The organism is Rathayibacter sp. VKM Ac-2754, assembly GCF_009807095.1.
Lineage (GTDB): Bacteria > Actinomycetota > Actinomycetes > Actinomycetales > Microbacteriaceae > Rathayibacter.
The window spans coordinates 406,700-425,488 of the sequence record NZ_WUCC01000002.1 but is presented as its reverse complement, the minus strand read 5'-3'; the positions used below and the strand labels follow the sequence as shown (position 1 = coordinate 425,488).

Below are 18,789 nucleotides of genomic sequence, written 5' to 3'. Positions count from 1 at the left end.
GTGCACGGTCGCAGGCCTCGGAGATCCGGCCGCGCCCGCCTCCCGGGCCGGAGCGACCCCATCGAGTACCGTGGGGAGCGTTTTCGACCGGGAGCGAGGCGGGCGCGGGTGTATCTGAAGAGCCTGACCCTCAAGGGGTTCAAGTCCTTCGCTCAGCCGACCACGTTCGCCTTCGAGCCCGGCGTCACCTGCGTCGTCGGCCCCAACGGCTCGGGCAAGAGCAACGTCGTCGACGCGCTCGCCTGGGTGATGGGGGAGCAGGGCGCCAAGACCCTCCGCGGCGGCAAGATGGAGGACGTCATCTTCGCGGGCACCTCGACCCGCGGTCCCCTCGGCCGCGCCGAGGTCGCCCTCACCATCGACAACACCGACGGCGCTCTGCCGATCGAGTACACCGAGGTGACGATCACCCGCACGCTGTTCCGCAACGGCGGCAGCGAGTACGCGATCAACGGCCGCTCCTGCCGGCTGCTCGATGTGCAGGAGCTGCTGAGCGACTCCGGTCTCGGTCGCGAGATGCACGTCATCGTCGGACAGGGTCAGCTCGACGCGGTGCTCCACGCGACTGCGGAGGAGCGCCGCGGCTTCATCGAGGAGGCCGCCGGGATCCTCAAGCACCGCCGCCGCAAGGAGAAGACCCTGCGCAAGCTCGACGCGATGCAGGCCAACCTGACGCGTCTCTCCGACCTCGCGGGCGAGATCCGGCGCCAGCTCAAGCCGCTCGGCCGGCAGGCGGAGGTGGCACGGCAGGCGCAGATGATCGCGGCGGTCGTGCGCGACGCGCGGGCGCGCCTGCTCGCGGACGACGTGGTGACCCTCCGCACCGCCCTCGACGGCTTCGCCCGCTCCGAGAGCGAGCGCCACAGCGAGCGCATCGTGCTGCAGGAGAAGCTCGAGCAGTCGACTCTGCGGATGGCGCGCATCGAGTCCGAGATGGTCGGCGACGCGGTCGACGACGCCCGGCGCACGACCTTCGAGCTCGAGTCGGTGCAGGAGCGGCTGCGCAACCTGTCTGCGCTCGCCGGGCAGCGACTCGCGATGCTCGAGCTCGAGGCGGAGCAGCCGGCCGCGCAGCCGCGGGTCACTCCGCAGCTGATCGAGGAGGCGGGGGAGGAGCTGGAGCGGCTGCGGCAGGCCGTGCTCGACTCCGAGGCGGCGTGGGCCGCGGCACAGCAGGCGACGCTCGCCGCCCGGCGCGCGCTCGACGCCGTCGACGACGAGATCGCGGCGCAGTCGGCGCTCGTCTCGCGGCACGATCTCGAGATCTCGAAGCTCACCGGCCAGGCCGACAGCGCCGCCTCCCGCCTGGCCGCCGTGCGGGGCGAGGTCCTGCGCGCCCAGAACACCCTCGACTCCGCGGTGCAGCGGCGCGAGGCGGCCCAGCGTCAGCTCGACGCCCTCGAGGACGAGATCGGCGAGGCGGGCGGAGGCACCGACGGCACGCTCGACGAGGGCTACGAGCTCGCGCAGTCCTCCGTCTTCGAGGCGGAGGGCGAGATCGAGCGCCTCCGCGAGGAGCTGCACGCCCTCGAGCGCGAGCGCGACGGACTCGCCGCGCGCACCAGCGCCCTCTCGCTCGCCCTCGACGTCTCCGACGGCTCTGCCGAGCTGATCGCCATGCGCCTGGACGGCATCCGCGGCAGGGTCGCCGAGCGGATCCGGGTGCGCCCCGGCTACGAGGCCGCGATCGCCGCCGCTCTCGGGGTCGCCGCCGACGCGGTCCTCGCCGACACCGTCGAGCACGCGGAGGCGGCGCTCGACGAGGCGGTCCGCCGTGATCTCGGTCGGGTCGAGCTGCTCGTCGCCGACGCGGCACGGCCCCCGATCGCCATCGGCGTCCCGGAGGGGGCGATCCGCGCGGGCGACCTCGTCACCGGGCCCGCCGGTGTCCTGGCGCTCCTCGAGCAGGTCGTCGTCGTCGACGACCTCGCCGTGGCGCGGAGGCTCTGGCCGGCGTTCTCAGGCGGCGCGCACCCCGTCACCGTGGTCACCCGCGACGGAGCGGCCGTCTCCGACGTCGTCCTCAGCGGCGGCTCCGGCGGGCAGCGCAGCCGCCTCGAGCTCGTCTCCGAGCGCGACTCGGCCGCGAGCCGGTTGGACGAGATCGAGGGGAGCATCGACCGCCTCCGCTTCGAGCTCGCCGAGCAGACCGGCGCGCTGAAGGCGGCCAAGGAGCAGTCGAGGCTCGCCCTCTCCGCGCTGCGCGAGCACGACGCCGCCCGAGCCGCTCACACCGAGCGCCTGGGCCGGGTCCGCGCGCAGCTCGAGGCCGCCGTCGCCGAGCACGGCCGCGGCGAGAAGGCGCTCGCCATCGCGTCCGAGCGCGTCGGCGACGCGGAGCAGGCGGCGCACCGGGCCAAGAGCGAGCTCGACACCGCCCGCTCCCGCCCACGGCCGATCCTCGACGTGAGCGGCCGCGACGGTCTGCAGGCCGAGGTCGACGCGGCGCGCGAGCGCGAGATCGAGGCGCGGCTCGGAGTCGAGACCGCGAAGGAGCGCGTGCGCGCCGAGCAGTCCCGCGGCGAGGCCCTCGCCCGCCAGCTCGCCGCCGATCGTGCGGCCGCCGACGAGGCCGCGCGCCGCGCAGTCCTCCGTCGGCGCCAGCACGACGCCGCGGCCGACGTGACCGGCGCGATCCCCGCGGTGCTCGCCTCCGTCGACCGTTCGGTGCAGCAGGCGCGCGCCGAGCTGGTGCAGGCCGAGACCGCGCGCTCGCAGCAGAACGCCGAGCTGCAGACGCTGCGGCGCGAGGAGGCCGCGCTGCGCGATCGCCTCCAGTCGGTGACCGAGAGCGTGCACGGACTCGAGCTGCAGATCTACGAGAAGCGGCTGCAGCTCTCCGGCCTGCTCGAGCGAGCGGGTTCCGAGCTCGGCCTCGTCGAGGACGTGCTGGTCGCCGAGTACGGACCCGAGGTCGGCGTGCCCGACGAGACCGGCTCCGAGGCCCCCGATCGCCCGTTCGTCCGCGACGAGCAGCGCCGGCGCCTCGACAAGGCCGAGAAGCAGCTCGGCCAGCTCGGCCGGGTGAACCCGCTCGCTCTCGAGGAGTTCGCCGCGCTCGAGCAGAGGCACGTCTTCCTCACCGAGCAGCTGACCGACCTCACCAACACCCGCCGCGACCTCCTCACGATCATCGAGGAGCTCGACGAGACCATGCAGACGGTCTTCGCCTCGGCGTTCGACGACACGCAGGCCGCCTTCGCCGACGTCTTCCCGGTGCTCTTCCCGGGCGGCACCGGCAGCATCCGCCTGACCGACCCCGAGAACCTGCTGACGACCGGCATCGAGGTCGCGGTGCGCCCGGCCGGCAAGAAGATCGAGCGGCTCTCGCTGCTCTCGGGAGGCGAGCGCTCGCTCGCAGCGGTCGCCTTCATGGTCGCGATCTTCAAGTCGCGGCCGAGCCCGTTCTACATCATGGACGAGGTCGAGGCGGCGCTCGACGACGCCAACCTGGGTCGACTCTTGAGCATCTTCCAGGACCTGCGGACCTCGAGCCAGCTGATCGTGATCACGCACCAGAAGCGCACGATGGAGATCGCGGACGCCCTCTACGGCGTCTCGATGCGCCAGGACGGCGTGTCGGCCGTGGTGGGCCAGCGCGTGGAGGCGCCGGCGGTCTGACGCCGCGGCTCGCGTGCGGTCTGCAGGCTCCCGTGCGATCTGCAGGAGCCGGTGCGATCTGCAGGACTCCGGCGTGAGAGAGCGCGCTCAGCCGCACGGATCCTCTCGCGACACCGCCATCACCTGCAGAACGCACCTATCCGCGCCAGAGTGCCCCACCCCCGCGCCCCGGTACCCTGGACCCATGGCTGAACGCACCTCCTGGTCGCTCGGTCGCGCACTGCGCGGCCTGTTCGAGAAGCGCACGATCGACGACCAGACGTGGGACGACCTCGAGACGGCTCTGATCACCGCCGACTTCGGTCCGGACATCACCGAGGAGATGGTCGCCGACCTCCGCGCGAAGGTCGAGCGCTACAGCACGACCGACCCGCGCGACCTGCAGCGCATGCTCCGCGAGTCGCTCGAGGAGCGGCTGTCGAAGTACGACACGACGCTCAAGCTCAGCGAGCGCCCCGCCGTGATCCTGGTCGTCGGAGTGAACGGCGTCGGCAAGACCACCACCATCGGCAAGTTCGCCAAGTTCCTCCGCAACTTCGACCGCAGCGTCGTCGTCGGCGCGGCCGACACCTTCCGCGCCGCCGCCGTCGACCAGCTCGCCACGTGGGCTCAGCGCGCCGACGCGCAGATCGTCCGCCCGCAGCAGGAGCGTCAGGATCCCGCGTCCGTCGCCTTCCAGACCGTGCAGTTCGCGAAGGACAACGGCATCGAGATGGTCATCATCGACACCGCCGGCCGCCTGCACACCAAGGGCGGTCTGATGGACGAGCTGACCAAGATCAAGCGCGTGATCGAGAAGCAGGCGCCCATCTCCGAGATCCTGCTCGTCCTCGACGCGACGACCGGTCAGAACGGCCTCAGCCAGGCGGAGGCGTTCATCGAGCACGCGGGCGTCACCGGTCTGGTGATCACCAAGCTCGACGGCTCCGCCAAGGGCGGCTTCGTCCTCGCCGTCCAGGAGCGGACCGGCATCCCGATCAAGCTCGTCGGCCAGGGCGAGAAGATCGGCGACCTGACCGGCTTCACCCCCCACGTCTTCGCCCAGCAGCTCGTCGGCTGACCCTGGCGCTGGGAGAGCCACCCGACGAGAGCGCCGTCGGCTACCGCTACGACCGTCTCCCGCGCAGCGCGGCGGCCAGAGGGACGAGTTCGTCGTCGACGATCTCGACGATCAGTGCCGGCTGAATTCGGAAGTACTCGTGCACGATGACATTCCGGAGACCGGCGATCGACGCCCAGGGAACATCGGCGAAAGACCGGAGCTCGGCTTCAGGGAGCGTGCGCACCGCTTCTCCGATCACTGCCAGATTTCGGAGTACCGCGTCGAGCGCCATCCCCGAGAGAAGAGCATTTTCCTCTTCGAGGTAGGCGCGGTACTCGAGGCCGCGCTCGATCGCCGCGAGCATGTCGGAGAAGCGGTCGTCCGACGACCTGCTCACAGGGCGACCATGTCGCGATGGGCGGTGACGGACACGGCCTCGCGGAGCAGCGACTCCGCCACCACATCGACTCGCACACCCAGGATCCGGCTGAGCTCCTCCCCGATCCCCGCGACGCGCAGCAGCGGGTTGCCCGCGGCCGCGTCGAGATCGACGAACAGATCGACGTCGCTCTCGGTATGCGCGTCACCCCGCGCGACGGAGCCGAAGAGTCGCGGATTGCTCGCGCCGTAGCGGGCGAGCACGTCGGACAGAGCACCACGGTGCGCGTCGACCGCCGCGCGCAGGGCGCTCGCTCGCTCCGTGACCGTCGACATGACGTCAGAATACGCGGGGCGTCTCTCCTCCGGTGTTGCTCCCCGGCCCCCACGGGTGCAACCCCACCGCGAGATGCCACTCCGGTACGCGACACGCCGCGGGAGGCGTACCGAAGTGGCATCTCGCGGAGCCGCGTCAGACCGCCTGCGAGAAGCCGAGAGCCGCGTCGGCCAGGTGCCGCAGGTGCTCCGGCACCGGCAGCCCCTTCGACTCCATCGACCGCGCCCAGAGCCGCCCTGCGCGGTAGGACGAGCGCACCAGCGGACCCGAGAGCACGCCGAGGAACCCGATGTCCTCCGCCTCCTCCTTGATCGCCACGAACTCCTCCGGGTGCACCCAGCGGTCGACCGGCAGGTGGCGCGCGGTCGGCCGCAGGTACTGCGTGATCGTGACGATGTCGGTGCCGGCGTCGTGCAGGTCCTGGAGCGCCTGCGAGATCTCCTCGCGCTCCTCGCCCATGCCGAGGATGAGGTTCGACTTGGTGATCAGCCCCGCCTCGCGGCCTTGGGTGAGCACGTCGAGCGAGCGCTCGTAGCGGAAGGCGGGCCGGATCCGCTTGAAGATCCGCGGCACCGTCTCGACGTTGTGCGCGAACACCTCGGGCCGCGCGTCGAACACGCGCTGGAGGTGCTCGGCGCGCCCGGTGAAGTCGGGCACCAGGATCTCGACGCCCGTCCCCGGCGACTGCGCGTGGATCTGCCGGATCGTCTCGGCGTAGAGCCACGAGCCCTCGTCGGGCAGGTCGTCGCGCGCGACCCCGGTGACGGTGGCGTAGCGGAGGTTCATCCGTGCCACCGACTCGCCGACGCGTCGCGGCTCGTCGGCGTCGTAGTCGGCCGGCTTCCCGGTGTCGATCTGGCAGAAGTCGCAGCGCCTGGTGCACTGCGCGCCGCCGATGAGGAACGTCGCCTCGCGGTCCTCCCAGCACTCGAAGATGTTCGGGCAGCCCGCCTCCTGGCAGACCGTGTGCAGCTCCTCGCTCTTCACGAGCGACTGGAGCTGCCGGTACTCCGGGCCCATCGTCGCCTTCGTGCGGATCCACGGCGGCTTCCGCTCGATCGGCGTCTCGGCGTTGCGCACCTCGAGCCGCAGCAGCTTGCGGCCGCCGATCTCGGCGCTCACGCCGCGACCCCCTCGGAGGCGATGGCCGGCGCTGCGAAGGCGGGTGCCGCCTCCGAGAACCTCGCCAGCACCCTCGCGCGCACGACCGCCATCGACGGCGCGCTGCCCCGCTCGCGCTCGATCGTGGTGACCCCCGCGTCGGCGATGCCGCACGCCACGATGCGCGAGTAGGGCTCGAGGCTGTTCGAGACGTTGAGGGCGAAGCCGTGCATCGTCACGCCGCCGGCGACGCGGATGCCGATCGCCGCGATCTTGTCGGCACCCGTCGCGCGCCGGATCCAGACGCCCGAGCGTCCGTCGACCCGCACGCCCTCGACGCCCAGGTCGGAGAGCACCGCGATCAGCGCACCCTCGAGCGAGCGGACGTAGGCGACCACGTCGACCGGCTCGCGCAGCCGCACGATCGGATAGCCGACGAGCTGGCCGGGCCCGTGCCAGGTGATGCGTCCGCCCCGGTCGACGTCGACGACGGGGGAGCCGTCGTCGGGCCGCTCGTGCGCCTCGGTGCGCTTGCCCGCCGTGTAGACGGAGGCGTGCTCGCAGAGCACCAGGGTGCTCGGCCGCTCACCGGCCACGATCTCGGCGTGGAGGCGGCGCTGCAGCTCCCAGCCGTCGCGGTAGTCCAGGGGATCGGCGGAGTCGCCCGCCACGAGTGTCTCGATCACGCCGCCACCCTATTCGGTTTCTTGCACTGGACCCAGTTAATCGCCGGTCACCGCGTCCCGACCGACCCTCTCCGCGGCTCCGGTAGAATTCCGGGCATCATGGCTACTTTCGGCACCCTCTCCGATCGACTCGTCGAGACGTTCAAGAACCTCCGCACCAAGGGCAAGCTCTCGGCCTCCGACGTCGACGGCACCGTCCGCGAGATTCGGCGCGCCCTGCTCGACGCCGACGTAGCGCTCGAGGTGGTCAAGGAGTTCACCGGCAAGGTGCGCGATCGGGCGCTCGGCGACGAGGTCAACAAGGCGCTCAACCCGGCGCAGCAGGTCGTGCAGATCGTCAACGAGGAGCTCGTCGCGATCCTCGGCGGCCGGTCGCGCCGTCTCGAGTTCGCGAAGAGGCCGCCGACCGTCATCATGCTCGCCGGCCTCCAGGGCGCGGGCAAGACGACCCTCGCGGGCAAGCTCGGCAAGTACCTCGGCAAGGACGGCCACACCCCGCTCCTCGTCGCGGCAGACCTCCAGCGACCCAACGCGGTGCAGCAGCTGCAGGTCGTCGGCGAGCAGGCTGGAGTCGCGGTCTTCGCCCCGCAGCCCGGCAACGGAGTCGGCAACCCGGTCAAGGTCGCCCAGGAGGCGATCCGCTACGCCACCGACAAGCAGTACGACACCGTCATCATCGACACCGCCGGCCGTCTCGGCGTCGACGCCGACATGATGAAGCAGGCCTCCGACATCCGCCGGGTGACGAACCCCGACGAGGTGCTCTTCGTCATCGACGCGATGATCGGCCAGGACGCGGTCGCGACCGCGAAGGCGTTCCAGGAGGGCGTCGACTTCACCGGCGTCGTCCTGTCGAAGCTCGACGGCGACGCCCGCGGAGGCGCGGCCCTGTCGGTCGCGTCGCTCACCGGCCGTCCGATCCTGTTCGCCTCGACGGGTGAGTCGCTCGACGACTTCGAGCAGTTCCACCCCGACCGCATGGCGAGCCGCATCCTCGACCTCGGCGACGTGCTGACCCTCATCGAGCAGGCGCAGTCCGCGTTCGACGAGGACGAGGCGCGCAAGGTCGCCGAGAAGATCATGAGCGACTCGTTCACGCTCGACGACTTCCTCAGCCAGATGCAGCAGCTGCGCAACATGGGCTCGATCAAGAAGATGATCGGCATGCTCCCGGGCGCGAAGGGCATGCGCGAGCAGCTCGACCAGTTCGACGAGCGCGAGATCGTGCGCACCGAGGCGATCATCCAGTCGATGACGAAGGCCGAGCGCCTGAACCCCAAGCTGCTCAACGGCTCGCGCCGCCTGCGCATCGCGCGCGGCTCGGGCATGACCGTCACCGACGTCAACCAGCTCGTGATCCGCTTCGAGCAGGCCGCGAAGATGATGAAGACGGTCGCGAAGGGCGGGATGCCCAACGTCCCCGGCATGGGTCCAGTGCCCGGCGCCGGCTACGGCGGCAAGCCGAAGCCGCAGAAGAAGAAGGCCGGCTCGAAGTCGGGAAACCCTGCCAAGCGCGCGGCCGAGAACGCGGCGCTGGCCGCGGGGCCCCGTCCCTCGGACGCCGGAGGCTCGGGCTTCGGGCTCGGCGGCGGCGCCGGCAAGGGCGCGGCGCAGCCGACGCCGGAGGAGCTGGAGCAGCTGCAGAAGCTCCTCGGTCGATGATCCGCCGAGTGCTCGGCGCCTCCGCGGTGCTCGCGGTCGCGCTCGGCCTCGCCGGCTGCGCCGAAGGGTCGGGAGTCGACGCGATGGCGGCTCCGGCGCCGGAGGACCTCGTCGGACGCTGGGTGACCGGTGTGTCGTACGACTCGCCGGAGGTGCCCTTCCTCCTGATCGCCGACGACGGCACCTGGACGGGATCCGACGGCTGCAACGGTGCGCAGGGGGAGTGGTCGATCGACGGCGAGGGCGCACTCTCGGTCGAGGCCGGCATGAGCACTCAGATCGCCTGCGACGGCGTCGCCCTGCCCACGATCTTCAGCTCGTCGGCGATGGCCTCGATCGACGGCGGACGCCTCCGCCTCTTCGACGACGCCGGAGCGACCACCGTGAAGCTCGCGCGCTCGACCACCGACGAGAGCCCGACGACGGCCCCCGACCCGGCGGGCGAGTAGTGCGCACTGCATGCTGGTCGAGTAGCCCCGCCACCATGCTGGTCGAGTAGCCCCGCAGGGGCGTATCGAGACCCACCGACTTCAGCAGGTGAGGCGTCCGCCCTCACCTTCTGACGGACGTGGATCTCGATACGCCCGCTGCGCGGGCTACTCGATCAGCGAGGAAAAGGCTCCGCCCGAGAGATGAAGTGCACCCCTTCCCCGTCACCCTCGAGGTCTAGCGTGAAGGCATGACAACCGCACCCGCGCGCCCCGTCCGCATCGGCGTCCAGATCGCCCCCCAGCACGTCCCCTACGAGGTCATCCGCGACACGCTCGCCGAGATCGAGGACATGGGCGTGGACATCGCCTTCAACTGGGATCACTTCTTCCCCCTGTCGGGCGAGCCCGACGGCCTGCACTTCGAGGGCTGGAGCATGCTCGCCGCCTGGGCCGAGCAGACCAGCAGGATCGAGTTCGGCCCGCTCGTGACCTGCAACAGCTACCGCAACCCCGATCTGCTCGCCGACATGGCCCGCACCGTCGACCACATCAGCGCCAAGGGCGCGGAGGGTCGCCTGATCTTCGGCATCGGCTCCGGCTGGTTCGAGCGCGACTACCAGGAGTACGGCTACGAGTTCGGCACGGCCGGCTCTCGCCTCGACGAGCTGTCCGAGGCGATGCCGCGCATCCGCAGCCGCTGGGAGAAGCTCAACCCGGCTCCCACCCGCGACATCCCCGTGATGATCGGCGGAGGCGGCGAGAAGAAGACGCTGCGCATCGTCGCCGAGCACGCCGACATCTGGCACAGCTTCTCCGACGTCCCGACGCTCGAGCGCAAGCTCGGCGTGCTGTCGGAGTGGTGCGGCCGCGTCGACCGCGACATGGCCGCCATCGAGATCTCGACCGGCGCGAGCGTGCGCGGCGGAGTCGGCGACGCCTCCTTCGGTGTGCTCGACGAGCAGTTCGAGCTCGGCGCGCGCCTCTTCACCCTCGGCATCACCGGTCCGGACATCGATCTCGCGCCGGTGCGCGAGCTCCTGTCCTGGCGCGACGGCAAGAACGCCTGACGCGTCGCCGGCTGAGGGGGCCGTGCGCCGAGGGCGTGCGAGCCCCCTCCGCTGTCGGAGCGGGCTCAGTCCGGCGCGTCCGTCGCCCGCACGTCGGTGGGCGCAGCCTCCGAGAGCCCGGCCTTCTCGATCGCCAGCGCGAACGCCTCGGCGAGGGCGAGCTGACCGGCCTCGGTGGGGTGCACCCCGTCCGCCGCGAGGAGCCCGTCCGCCCGCAGCGGGTCCGGGTACTCCAGGGCGGTGCCCCCCGCCGCGGTCACGGCCGCGACGAGGGCCGCGTCGTACGCGTCGAGGTCGGCGGGGCGCGGATCGGGCCCCCAGACCGAGTCGAGCGCGATCAGCCGGGCCGAGGGCACCGCGTCCGCGATCGCCGCGACGGCCGGAGGGATCGCGTCGGTCACCTGGTCGCTCGGGGAGCCGAGGTCGTTGCTGCTCGCGATGACGATGACCACATCGGGACCCGTCGCGGCGATCTCCTCGCCGCGGTCGCCGATCGGCTCGCCGCACGCGCCGGGCTGCACGAATCCGCCGCCGTCGCAGCCGAGGTTGGTGACGCTCCAGCCGAACGCGTCGCCCGCGAGGATCGGCCAGGCCGCCTCGGGCTCGAGCCCGTAGCCCCGCACGATGCTGTCGCCGACGACCGTGATGCGCGATCCGGCCGGGATCGGCGTGCCCGGCAGGAGCCGCTCCGGATCGGCGCCCGTACTCGTGCTCTCGCTCGGACGAGCCGTGGTGGTCGCATCGGCGGTCGCCGCCGGGAGCGCCGCCGAGCATCCCGCGAGAGCGAGCACCCCGAGCAGCGCCACCGCCGACGGCACGCCCGCGCGCCTCATGCCCGAGGGTCCCGGAGTCCGTCGCGCAGCTCGCCCGCCAGCGCCCGGACGACGGCCCTGAGGTCGCCGTCGTTCTCGGCGGCGGTCCGCAGCTGCCGCTGGTAGCTCGCGCCCGCGACGAGGATCAGCTCGACGTCGGCGAGCTCCGTCGCGCAGTCGAGCCGCTCGGCGACGGGCGCGAGGGTCTGCAGCAGATCGCGGATGTCGTCGGTGACGAGCCGCTCGGCTCCTGCCGCGTCCAGGATGATCTCGGCGTCGAGTCCGTACCTGGCCGCCCGCCACTTGTTCTCGCGCACGTACCAGGGCTGCATCGTCGGCAGGTCCTCGCCGGCGTCGAGCCGCGTCGAGAGATGCTCGACCAGGCACTGGATGAGCGCGGCGACCGCTCCGATCTCCTCCGCCGACGACAGGCCGTCGCAGGCCCGCATCTCGAGCGTGCCCCACTGCGGCGACGGGCGGATGTCCCAGCGCACCTCCGTGTGGTCGTCGATGACGCCGGTGCGCATCATGTCGTCGACGTACTCCTCGTAGTTCGCCCAGGCGCCGAACTGCGGAGGCAGCCCGGCGGTCGGCAGCTGCTGGAACATCAGCGCGCGGTTCGACGCGTAGCCCGTGTCGACCCCGCCCCAGAACGGGCTCGACGCCGAGAGCGCCTGCAGGTGCGGGTAGTAGTCGAGCAGCGAGTTGAGGATGGCGAGGACCTTGTCGCGATCCTCGATGCCGACGTGCACGTGGATGCCCCAGATCATCATGTTGCGGCCCCACCACTGGGTCCGGTCGATGAGCCGGTGGTAGCGCTCCTTGTCGGTGATGCTCTGGTCGTACCACTGCGCGAACGGATGCGTCCCCGAGCAGACGAGGTCGAGCCCCATCGGGTCGGTGATCTCGCGCACCTGCCGCAGCTGGTCCTGCAGGTCGGCGACGGCATCGCGCACCGTGTCGTGGACTCCGGACACGAGCTCGACCGTGTTGCGCAGGAGCTCGCCGGTGATCTGCGGATGCGGTTCGCCGTCGTCGCCGCGGAGAGCCTCGAGCACGACATCCGCGACGTTGGCGAGGTCGCCGGTCTCGCGGTCGACGATGGCGACCTCCCACTCGATCCCGAGGGTCGAGCGGGCGGAGGGGGCGAAGCTGATCTCCATGACGGCGTCCTCGTCGATCCGGCGCCCGCAGGGTCGGGGCGCGCGTGGACATCCTCGCATCCGGCGCCCGAGCGCCGCCTCCGACGCGCTCCCGGCGGCGCTCAGCGGCTCCCGCAGCATGTGCCCGGGTGTCGGGCCCGCAGACCGGGCGTTTTTCTGGCAGAATGATCCGTCGGGTCCGAGGCGGTCGACCCTCTACTCACCGCCGACGAAACCCCCTCGAGCTTCCGGCCGGGTGTGCCCCCACGCTCACGGCTCAGTTCATCCATCACCGACCATCATCTGGTCAACGACCACACAGGAGAATTGTGGCTGTCAAGATTCGTCTGAAGCGCCTCGGCAAGATCCGGGCGCCCTACTACCGCATCGTCGTCGCCGACTCGCGCACCAAGCGCGACGGCCGCGTGATCGAGGAGATCGGCAAGTACCACCCGACCGAGGAGCCCTCGTTCATCCAGGTCGACTCGGAGCGCGCGCAGTACTGGCTCGGAGTCGGCGCGCAGCCGACCGAGCAGGTCGCCGCGATCCTCAAGCTGACCGGCGATTGGGGCCGCTTCAAGGGCGACGCCGACGCCGTCAGCACCGTCAAGGTCAAGGAGCCCAAGGCTCCCTACGTCATCGACGCCAAGAAGAAGCCCGTCCTCAAGCCGAAGTCCGAGGCTCCGGCCAAGGTCGCCGCGCCCGAGGCCGACGCCGCCGACGAGACCTCCACCGAGGCGTAGTCGATGCTCGCTCCTGCCGTCGAACACCTCGTCAAGGGGATCGTCGAGAACCCCGATGAGGTCCGTGTCGTGGCTGCGAGCTCCCCACGCGGAGAGGTCCTCGAGGTGCGCGTGCACCCCGAGGACCTCGGCCGCGTGATCGGACGTTCCGGCCGCACCGCCAAGGCCGTCCGCACCCTGGTCGCCGCTCTCGCCGACGGGCGTCGCGTGCGCGTCGACGTCGTCGACACCGACAAGTAGAGGTGTCGATCCCCGAGACGGGCACGACGCAGCTCCGCGTCGCCCGATTGACCAAGGCCCACGGGCTCAAGGGCGCGATCAAGCTCGAGCTCTACACGGACGAGCCCGGCAAGCGCTTCACGCCCGGCGCCTCCTTCACGCTCCAGGTGCCCCGCACCTCCGAGTGGCACGGCAAGAAGCTCGAGCTCGTCGAGCTCCGCTGGTACAACAGCCACGCCGTCGCCTTCTTCAAGGGCATCGAGGACCGCAGTGCGGCCGAGACCCTCCTCAAGGCGATCCTCTGGATCGACGAGGACCTGCAGACCGAGCCGGGCGACGACGACAGCTGGTACGACTACCAGCTCGTCGGCCTGAAGGTCGTCCGCGACGGAGTCGAGGTGGGCACGGTCCGCCGCGTCGACCACTTCCCGGCGCAGGATCTGCTGATCGTCGCGACCCCCGCGGGCGAGGTGATGGTGCCGTTCGTGAACGCGATCGTGCCGTCCATCGATCCCGTCGCCGGCGTCGTCACCGTCACCCCTCCGATCGGCCTCTTCGAGGAGGCGCCCGAGGAGGAGCCTGCCGAGATCGATCTCTCCGGCGTGGACCTCGCCGATCCGGCGCTCACCGCGCAGGAGCCGGCCGACGAGGCCGCCGCGGAGGAGACCGCTCCGATCGAGGAGACCGGGACCGTCGACGGCACCGCTCAGGAGGAGCCCCGGTCGTGAGGATCGACATCGTCACGATCTTCCCCGAGTTCTTCGGAGTGCTCGACATCAGCCTGCTCGGGCGTGCGCGTCAGAGCGGGCTGATCGAGCTCGGCGTGCACGACCTGCGCTCCTTCACCCACGACCGGCACCGCACCGTCGACGACACGCCCTACGGAGGCGGCGCCGGCATGGTCATGCGGCCCGAGCCGTGGGGTGAGGCGCTCGACGCCCTCGTCGACCCTGCGGTCGACCCGGTCGTCGTGTTCCCGTCGCCCGCCGGTGAGCTCTTCACCCAGGCGACCGCCCGCGAGCTCGCCCTGGAGTCGTCGATCGTCTTCGGCTGCGGCCGCTACGAGGGCATCGACCAGCGCGTCGTCGACCACACCGCCTCGCGAGCGCGCGTGCGGCTGATCAGCCTCGGCGACTACGTGCTCAACGGCGGCGAGGTCGCCGTGATGGCGATGATCGAGGCCCTCGGACGGCTCGTCCCGGGCGTCGTCGGCAATCCCGCGAGCCTCGTCGAGGAGAGCCACTCCGACGGCCTGCTCGAGTACCCGAGCTACACCAAGCCGGCGTCGTGGCGCGGACTCGACGTCCCTCCGGTGCTGCTCAGCGGCAACCACGGAGCCATCGCCGCGTGGCGCCACGAGCAGAGCGTCGAGCGGACCCGCCGCGTCCGTCCCGAGCTGCTGCCCTAGTCCTCCGGCCCCGCCCTCAGCGCCAGGTGGCGCTCTCGCAGCGCGAGGAACAGCGGGAAAGCGAACGCCAGCGCGACCAGCGGTGCGAGCAGCACCAGGACCCACACGCGGCGCATCCCGACGCGGCGCCCCTCGACGACCATGAACGCGACGGCCGCGATGGCCACGATGAGCAGGTCGGTCGTGATCGACGACACCGCGGGGCCGCCTCGGGTGAGATCGCCGAGGAAGTCGACGCTCTCGAGCACGGCGCGGATGTTCCACGTCCACGTGCCGACGAGGCCGGCGGTCGCCAGCACCAGGTAGATCAGGGCGAGCGGCGTCCAGCCGCGACGGAGCGCACTCATCGAGCCGCCTCCTGTCGCTGAACCAGTGCCGCGACGGTGCTCCCGACGAGCAGCGCGGCGACCACTCCGCCGACGGCGAGGGTGAGGGCATCGGGAGTCGCTATGGACTGGCCGCGCAGGGCCTGCCAGCAGGTCAGTGCGACCACGGCGGCCCACGCGATCGAGGCGATCGCGACCAGGCGGAGGCGCGTCGTCGCGCTCCGCAGCCTCCGCACCCGCGGCGCGAGGCGGTCGAGACCGATCGCCAGCAGCGGCAGCCCCTGCAGGGCGTGCATGCCGACGAAGTGCGGGATCCGCAGGTCGCCCCCGGTGGTGCTCCAGCCGAGCAGGGGGAGGCCCGCTCCGCCGTCGTCGACGCCGACCGCGTGGGCACCGGCGATCCCCTGGTAGTCCGAGAGCTGCGACGCCGTCGGACCCGTCATCAGGAACGCGAGCGCCATGCCGACGAGGCCGATCACGAGGCCCGCGCGGACGGCCAGCGTGAGGGCCGGATTCGGCAGCGGCACCCGCACGAGCAGCGCCGCGAGCACGACGGTCACCAGCCAGACGACCACGATCGAGACGGCCATCGCGCTCCACAGCGCCGTGTGCAGCGGAGTCGAGACGTTGAAGTGGCTGGTCTCCCCGACGGCGGCCGCACCTGCGATGATCACCATCTCGATCACCAGTCCGACCACGGCGACGGTCCCGAGCGCGGAGGCGAGTCGCCGGCGGCGGGGGAGGAGGCCGATCAGCCAGGCGAGGGTCACCGAGTACACCGCGATCGAGAGGCAGAACTTGAGCGGCTTCGCCCAGAGCGGCTGCCCGCCGAGCTCGCGAGGGTCGACGACCAGGGCGACGACGCAGAGAGCGGCGCCGATCGCCGTCACGATCGCCAGAGCGAGCAGCGGCCGGTGCGGTGCGGGTCGTCCGGAGGCGCTGCTCGCTGCGAGCCGCGTGGTCGCGACGCTCACCGTCCGGCTCCCGCGCCGAAGCGGGCCTTCGTCTCGGTCGCCTGCGCGATCCGGCGCAGCGACTGCAGCACCACGTCGCCCATCGCCGTGCCGACGGCGGCGATCGACGCCTGCTCGCTGACGCTCGTCCGGGCCTCGAGCTCGTCGAGATCGGCGCGGGCGACGATCCGGGCCGCCTCCGCGTAGCTCTCGAGCCACGCCGGGGTCATCGCGCCGCCCGACACCTCGAGAGCGTCGAGCGCGCGCGCCGCCGTGGCGACCGCGGGGTGTCCGCAGACGTCCTCGCCGACCAGCGAGCGGACGCGGTCCACCGCCTCCGCCGACGCAGGTGTCGCCGAGTCGGCGTTCGCCGAGACGACGTCCTGCGCGACCTCGAACGCGACCGAGGGCGGATCCCCGCGGTCGAGCACGGTGGTGATGCGCTTGGCGCCGGCGATGCCGACTCCGCCGCTCTCGATCAGCGCCCGCAGGAGCCGCAGCCGCGCGAGGTGCCCGTCGCCGTAGTCGGCCCGTTGCGGACCGGAGGGGAGGCCGGGGGCGAGGATCCCCTCGCGGATGTAGTACTTGATCGTCGCCACGCTGATGCCGCTGGCCTCGCTGAGCTCGGAGATGCGCATACAGAGAGTATGACTATCCGATAGTGCCGCTGTCCACCACGCGCACCTCCGGCTCGCGGAATCCCGTTCGGCTCGCAGAAACCGCCGATTCTGACGAGCCGAACTCGATCCGACGAGCCCGGGATGCGGGCCCGACGACCTCCGGGTCGCAGAAGCACGTTCGGCTCGCAGGAACTGCGGATTCCTGCGAGCCGAAGCGGTTCCTGCGAGCCGAACGGTCAGCTGCGCGCCGTCAGCACCTCGACGCCCGTCTCGGTGATCGCGATCGTGTGCTCCATGTGAGCCCCGCGCGAGCCGTCGCGGCTGCGGAGGGTCCAGCCGTCCTTGTCGGTGAAGATCTTGTCGGTCGACTGCAGGAACCACGGCTCGATGGCGACCACGAGGCCCGGGCGCAGCGGGTAGCCGCGGCCGGCGCGTCCGTCGTTCGCGATGTGCGGGTCGCCGTGCATCGTCCGTCCGACGCCGTGCCCGCCGAAGTCGGTGTTGATCGAGAGACCCTCGGCGCGGGCCACGGCGGCGATCGCGGCCGAGATGTCGCCGATCTTGCCGCCCGGACGTGCGGCGGCGATGCCGGCGTCGAGCGCGCGGGTCGTCGTGTCGATCAGGGCGAGGTCCTCGGCGCGCGGAGTGCCGACGACGATGCTCAGGGCGGAGTCGGCGACCCAGCCGTCGACGGACGCCGCGAAGTCGAGGGTCAGCAGGTCGCCGTCGCGCAGCCGGTAGTCGAACGGCAGGCCGTGCAGCACGGCGTCGTTGACCGAGGTGCAGAGCACCTTGCCGAACGGGCTGGCGCCGAACGAGGGGTGGTAGTCGATGTAGCACGACTCGGCGCCGGCGCTGCGGATCATGTCGTGGGCGAGGCGGTCGAGCTCGAGGAGGTTCACACCCACTCCGGCGGCGGCAGCCGTCGCCCGGAGGACCTCGGCGACGAAACGGCCGGCGGGGCGCATCTCCTCGATCTCGGCGGGGGTGCGTAGCTCGATCATCCTGATCCTCTCGGGAGTCGCTGAGGCGTTGTTCAGCGGTCGTGGGTACGGTCGGTGCATGCGCACGCGACGGGCTTTCGGTTCCTGGCAGTATCCGGCCGCGATCGTCCTGCCCCTGTGGATCCTCCTCGGGTACGGACTCTTCGGGGGATCGAGCGGGTGGACCGTCCTCGGTCTCGTCATCGCCCTCCCCATTCTGGCGGTCAGCCTGGCGGTCGTGGCCGGCATCGTCTCTTTCCGGGTGACTGTGCGGCCGACGCGGACCCCGGCGTGGGGCGACGTCGCCGCTCTCGGCGCCTGGCACGCGTCCCTGATCGCGTTCGGGTTCTTCCCTCCCGGAGCCTGGGCGATCGGCCTGCTCTCGGTCCTGCTCGGGGTCATCGCCTTCTGGCACTCGACGTGGCGCTTCCTCCACGACGCGCGAGCCACCCTCCTGGCGTTCGCGGAGGCGACGTCGGCCCAGGCCGCACACCCGGCCGTCGTCGGCGACGGCTTCGACCCGGAGCGCCCGCAGGACGGGCAGACCCTCGTCCTCTGACGCGGTGCGCCTCCGGCTTTGACGCCGACTCTCGCGGCGTGACAGAATAAGCGCTTGTGCCTCGCGCAGGCTCTGCCACAGGGGAGCCGTCTAGACGCGGGCACGCACCGACTCCCATTCAACGAAACGGTGCTCGACCTGTGGCGGGCACGGAGAGCGATACACCATGCACATCCTCGATTCCGTCGATGCGGCGTCCCTCCGGACCGACATCCCCGACTTCCGCGCCGGCGACACCGTCAAGGTCCACGTCAACATCGTCGAGGGCTCGCGCTCGCGCATCCAGGTCTTCCAGGGCGTCGTCATCGGCCGCTCCAACGAGGGCGTCCGCGAGACCTTCACGGTCCGCAAGGTCAGCTTCCAGGTCGGCGTCGAGCGCACCTTCCCGGTGCACTCCCCGGTGATCGACCACATCGAGGTCGTCACCCGCGGTGACGTGCGTCGCGCGAAGCTGTACTACCTGCGCAACCTCCGCGGCAAGAAGGCCAAGATCAAGGAGAAGCGCTCCTAGGCGGTCTCCGCACAGGACGTCCCGAACCCCGGTCCCTCTACAATGGGACCGGGGTTCGACTCGTTTCCGGGGTCGATCCCGCTCGGGATTCCGGCCCGGTGTCGCACCTCAACCGGCCGCTCGCCGGAACGTGCCGTGCTGAGAGGCACGGTGCTGAGCAACACCGCGCCGAGAGGCCCAGCAGCCAG

Annotated in this window: 21 protein-coding genes; 11 read left to right on the top strand and 10 right to left on the bottom strand. The window is 71.3% G+C overall.

Features of this window, described 5'->3' with window-relative positions; genetic code table 11:
• The first annotated feature begins 108 nt into the window (after nucleotides 1–108).
• The gene (gene smc, locus GRS92_RS05335) at nucleotides 109–3,621 is read left to right on the top strand and encodes a chromosome segregation protein SMC (RefSeq protein ID WP_159853987.1); all 3,513 of its coding nucleotides are present in this window, start codon (nucleotides 109–111) and stop codon (nucleotides 3,619–3,621) included.
• Nucleotides 3,622–3,805: 184 nt separating this feature from the next.
• Nucleotides 3,806–4,681 carry a signal recognition particle-docking protein FtsY gene (ftsY, locus tag GRS92_RS05330; RefSeq protein ID WP_159853985.1) on the top strand — a complete coding sequence of 292 codons (876 nt, stop codon included), beginning with the start codon at nucleotides 3,806–3,808 and terminating at the stop codon, nucleotides 4,679–4,681.
• A 46-nt stretch (nucleotides 4,682–4,727) separates the two neighbouring features.
• On the opposite strand, the gene GRS92_RS05325 is transcribed toward ftsY, so the two are convergent.
• The 4 genes from GRS92_RS05325 to lipB form a co-directional block, all read right to left on the bottom strand.
• Nucleotides 4,728–5,060, bottom strand: coding sequence for a HepT-like ribonuclease domain-containing protein (locus GRS92_RS05325; protein WP_159853983.1), 333 nt, complete (start codon nucleotides 5,058–5,060; stop codon nucleotides 4,728–4,730).
• Nucleotides 5,057–5,377, bottom strand: a complete 321-nt coding sequence (locus tag GRS92_RS05320; RefSeq protein WP_159853981.1) for a nucleotidyltransferase family protein — start codon at nucleotides 5,375–5,377, stop codon at nucleotides 5,057–5,059. Before GRS92_RS05320 ends, GRS92_RS05325 begins: the two co-directional genes overlap by 4 nt.
• A 136-nt stretch (nucleotides 5,378–5,513) precedes the next feature.
• On the bottom strand, nucleotides 5,514–6,500 hold the full coding sequence (gene lipA, locus GRS92_RS05315; RefSeq protein ID WP_204162084.1) for a lipoyl synthase: 987 nt from the start codon (nucleotides 6,498–6,500) through the stop codon (nucleotides 5,514–5,516).
• On the bottom strand, nucleotides 6,497–7,165 hold the full coding sequence (gene lipB / locus GRS92_RS05310) for a lipoyl(octanoyl) transferase LipB (protein WP_159853979.1): 669 nt from the start codon (nucleotides 7,163–7,165) through the stop codon (nucleotides 6,497–6,499). Before lipB ends, lipA begins: the two co-directional genes overlap by 4 nt.
• Nucleotides 7,166–7,264: 99 nt before the next feature.
• On the opposite strand from lipB, the gene ffh reads away from it, so the two are divergent.
• From ffh to GRS92_RS05295, 3 genes are all read left to right on the top strand, one after another.
• Entirely contained in the window at nucleotides 7,265–8,827 is a 1,563-nt protein-coding gene (ffh, locus tag GRS92_RS05305) for a signal recognition particle protein (RefSeq protein ID WP_159853977.1), read from the top strand.
• Nucleotides 8,824–9,276: an META domain-containing protein gene (locus GRS92_RS05300; RefSeq protein ID WP_159853975.1), complete on the top strand. Its 453-nt coding sequence runs from the start codon at nucleotides 8,824–8,826 to the stop codon at nucleotides 9,274–9,276. Before ffh ends, GRS92_RS05300 begins: the two co-directional genes overlap by 4 nt.
• Nucleotides 9,277–9,506: 230 nt before the next feature.
• Entirely contained in the window at nucleotides 9,507–10,325 is an 819-nt protein-coding gene (locus tag GRS92_RS05295; RefSeq protein WP_159853973.1) for an LLM class F420-dependent oxidoreductase, read from the top strand.
• A gap of 65 nt (nucleotides 10,326–10,390) precedes the next feature.
• Here GRS92_RS05295 and GRS92_RS05290 read toward each other — a convergent pair whose 3' ends face one another.
• Both GRS92_RS05290 and GRS92_RS05285 read right to left on the bottom strand, forming a co-directional pair.
• Nucleotides 10,391–11,158, bottom strand: a complete 768-nt coding sequence (locus GRS92_RS05290; protein WP_159853971.1) for an SGNH/GDSL hydrolase family protein — start codon at nucleotides 11,156–11,158, stop codon at nucleotides 10,391–10,393.
• Nucleotides 11,155–12,300, bottom strand: a complete 1,146-nt coding sequence (locus tag GRS92_RS05285) for a glutamate--cysteine ligase (RefSeq protein WP_159853969.1) — start codon at nucleotides 12,298–12,300, stop codon at nucleotides 11,155–11,157. The genes GRS92_RS05290 and GRS92_RS05285 overlap by 4 nt, the downstream gene beginning before the upstream one ends.
• 308 nt (nucleotides 12,301–12,608) lie before the next feature.
• On the opposite strand from GRS92_RS05285, the gene rpsP reads away from it, so the two are divergent.
• The 4 genes from rpsP to trmD are packed head-to-tail and all read left to right on the top strand — an operon-like array spanning nucleotide 12,609 to nucleotide 14,649.
• Nucleotides 12,609–13,022 carry a 30S ribosomal protein S16 gene (rpsP, locus tag GRS92_RS05280; protein WP_159853967.1) on the top strand — a complete coding sequence of 138 codons (414 nt, stop codon included), beginning with the start codon at nucleotides 12,609–12,611 and terminating at the stop codon, nucleotides 13,020–13,022.
• 3 nt (nucleotides 13,023–13,025) lie between these two features.
• Complete coding sequence (locus tag GRS92_RS05275) at nucleotides 13,026–13,262, top strand: RNA-binding protein (protein WP_056044115.1); 237 nt, start codon at nucleotides 13,026–13,028, stop codon at nucleotides 13,260–13,262.
• Between the two features lie 2 nt (nucleotides 13,263–13,264).
• Nucleotides 13,265–13,969 (top strand): ribosome maturation factor RimM, encoded by a 705-nt coding sequence (gene rimM, locus GRS92_RS05270; protein ID WP_159853965.1) that lies wholly within the window; start codon nucleotides 13,265–13,267, stop codon nucleotides 13,967–13,969.
• The gene (gene trmD / locus GRS92_RS05265; protein WP_159853963.1) at nucleotides 13,966–14,649 is read left to right on the top strand and encodes a tRNA (guanosine(37)-N1)-methyltransferase TrmD; all 684 of its coding nucleotides are present in this window, start codon (nucleotides 13,966–13,968) and stop codon (nucleotides 14,647–14,649) included. Before rimM ends, trmD begins: the two co-directional genes overlap by 4 nt.
• Here the strand turns inward: trmD and GRS92_RS05260 are convergent.
• The 4 genes from GRS92_RS05260 to map form a co-directional block, all read right to left on the bottom strand.
• Entirely contained in the window at nucleotides 14,646–14,996 is a 351-nt protein-coding gene (locus tag GRS92_RS05260; protein WP_159853961.1) for a DUF2834 domain-containing protein, read from the bottom strand. The genes trmD and GRS92_RS05260 overlap by 4 nt on opposite strands.
• Nucleotides 14,993–15,949, bottom strand: coding sequence for a hypothetical protein (locus GRS92_RS05255; RefSeq protein WP_159853959.1), 957 nt, complete (start codon nucleotides 15,947–15,949; stop codon nucleotides 14,993–14,995). Before GRS92_RS05255 ends, GRS92_RS05260 begins: the two co-directional genes overlap by 4 nt.
• Nucleotides 15,946–16,566 carry a MerR family transcriptional regulator gene (locus GRS92_RS05250; RefSeq protein ID WP_159853957.1) on the bottom strand — a complete coding sequence of 207 codons (621 nt, stop codon included), beginning with the start codon at nucleotides 16,564–16,566 and terminating at the stop codon, nucleotides 15,946–15,948. The genes GRS92_RS05255 and GRS92_RS05250 overlap by 4 nt, the downstream gene beginning before the upstream one ends.
• Before the next feature lie 218 nt (nucleotides 16,567–16,784).
• Nucleotides 16,785–17,552 (bottom strand): type I methionyl aminopeptidase, encoded by a 768-nt coding sequence (map, locus tag GRS92_RS05245; RefSeq protein WP_159853955.1) that lies wholly within the window; start codon nucleotides 17,550–17,552, stop codon nucleotides 16,785–16,787.
• A gap of 58 nt (nucleotides 17,553–17,610) precedes the next feature.
• Here map and GRS92_RS05240 point away from each other — a divergent pair, with 58 nt between their 5' ends.
• Both GRS92_RS05240 and rplS read left to right on the top strand, forming a co-directional pair.
• A complete protein-coding gene (locus GRS92_RS05240) occupies nucleotides 17,611–18,090 on the top strand; it encodes a hypothetical protein (protein ID WP_159853953.1) in 480 nt (159 codons plus the stop codon).
• A gap of 166 nt (nucleotides 18,091–18,256) precedes the next feature.
• The gene (gene rplS / locus GRS92_RS05235; RefSeq protein WP_085475685.1) at nucleotides 18,257–18,601 is read left to right on the top strand and encodes a 50S ribosomal protein L19; all 345 of its coding nucleotides are present in this window, start codon (nucleotides 18,257–18,259) and stop codon (nucleotides 18,599–18,601) included.
• Nucleotides 18,602–18,789: the final 188 nt, after the last annotated feature.

Coding starts and splice junctions, on each gene's coding strand:
- GRS92_RS05320 (WP_159853981.1), bottom strand. CDS start 5,377: ATGTCGACGGTCACGGAGCGAGCGAGCGCCCTGCGCGCGGCGGTCGAC.
- GRS92_RS05275 (WP_056044115.1), top strand. CDS start 13,026: ATGCTCGCTCCTGCCGTCGAACACCTCGTCAAGGGGATCGTCGAGAAC.
- GRS92_RS05290 (WP_159853971.1), bottom strand. CDS start 11,158: ATGAGGCGCGCGGGCGTGCCGTCGGCGGTGGCGCTGCTCGGGGTGCTC.
- GRS92_RS05295 (WP_159853973.1), top strand. CDS start 9,507: ATGACAACCGCACCCGCGCGCCCCGTCCGCATCGGCGTCCAGATCGCC.
- GRS92_RS05260 (WP_159853961.1), bottom strand. CDS start 14,996: ATGAGTGCGCTCCGTCGCGGCTGGACGCCGCTCGCCCTGATCTACCTG.
- GRS92_RS05285 (WP_159853969.1), bottom strand. CDS start 12,300: ATGGAGATCAGCTTCGCCCCCTCCGCCCGCTCGACCCTCGGGATCGAG.
- ftsY (WP_159853985.1), top strand. CDS start 3,806: ATGGCTGAACGCACCTCCTGGTCGCTCGGTCGCGCACTGCGCGGCCTG.
- GRS92_RS05250 (WP_159853957.1), bottom strand. CDS start 16,566: ATGCGCATCTCCGAGCTCAGCGAGGCCAGCGGCATCAGCGTGGCGACG.
- ffh (WP_159853977.1), top strand. CDS start 7,265: ATGGCTACTTTCGGCACCCTCTCCGATCGACTCGTCGAGACGTTCAAG.
- GRS92_RS05240 (WP_159853953.1), top strand. CDS start 17,611: ATGCGCACGCGACGGGCTTTCGGTTCCTGGCAGTATCCGGCCGCGATC.
- rplS (WP_085475685.1), top strand. CDS start 18,257: ATGCACATCCTCGATTCCGTCGATGCGGCGTCCCTCCGGACCGACATC.
- map (WP_159853955.1), bottom strand. CDS start 17,552: ATGATCGAGCTACGCACCCCCGCCGAGATCGAGGAGATGCGCCCCGCC.
- GRS92_RS05300 (WP_159853975.1), top strand. CDS start 8,824: ATGATCCGCCGAGTGCTCGGCGCCTCCGCGGTGCTCGCGGTCGCGCTC.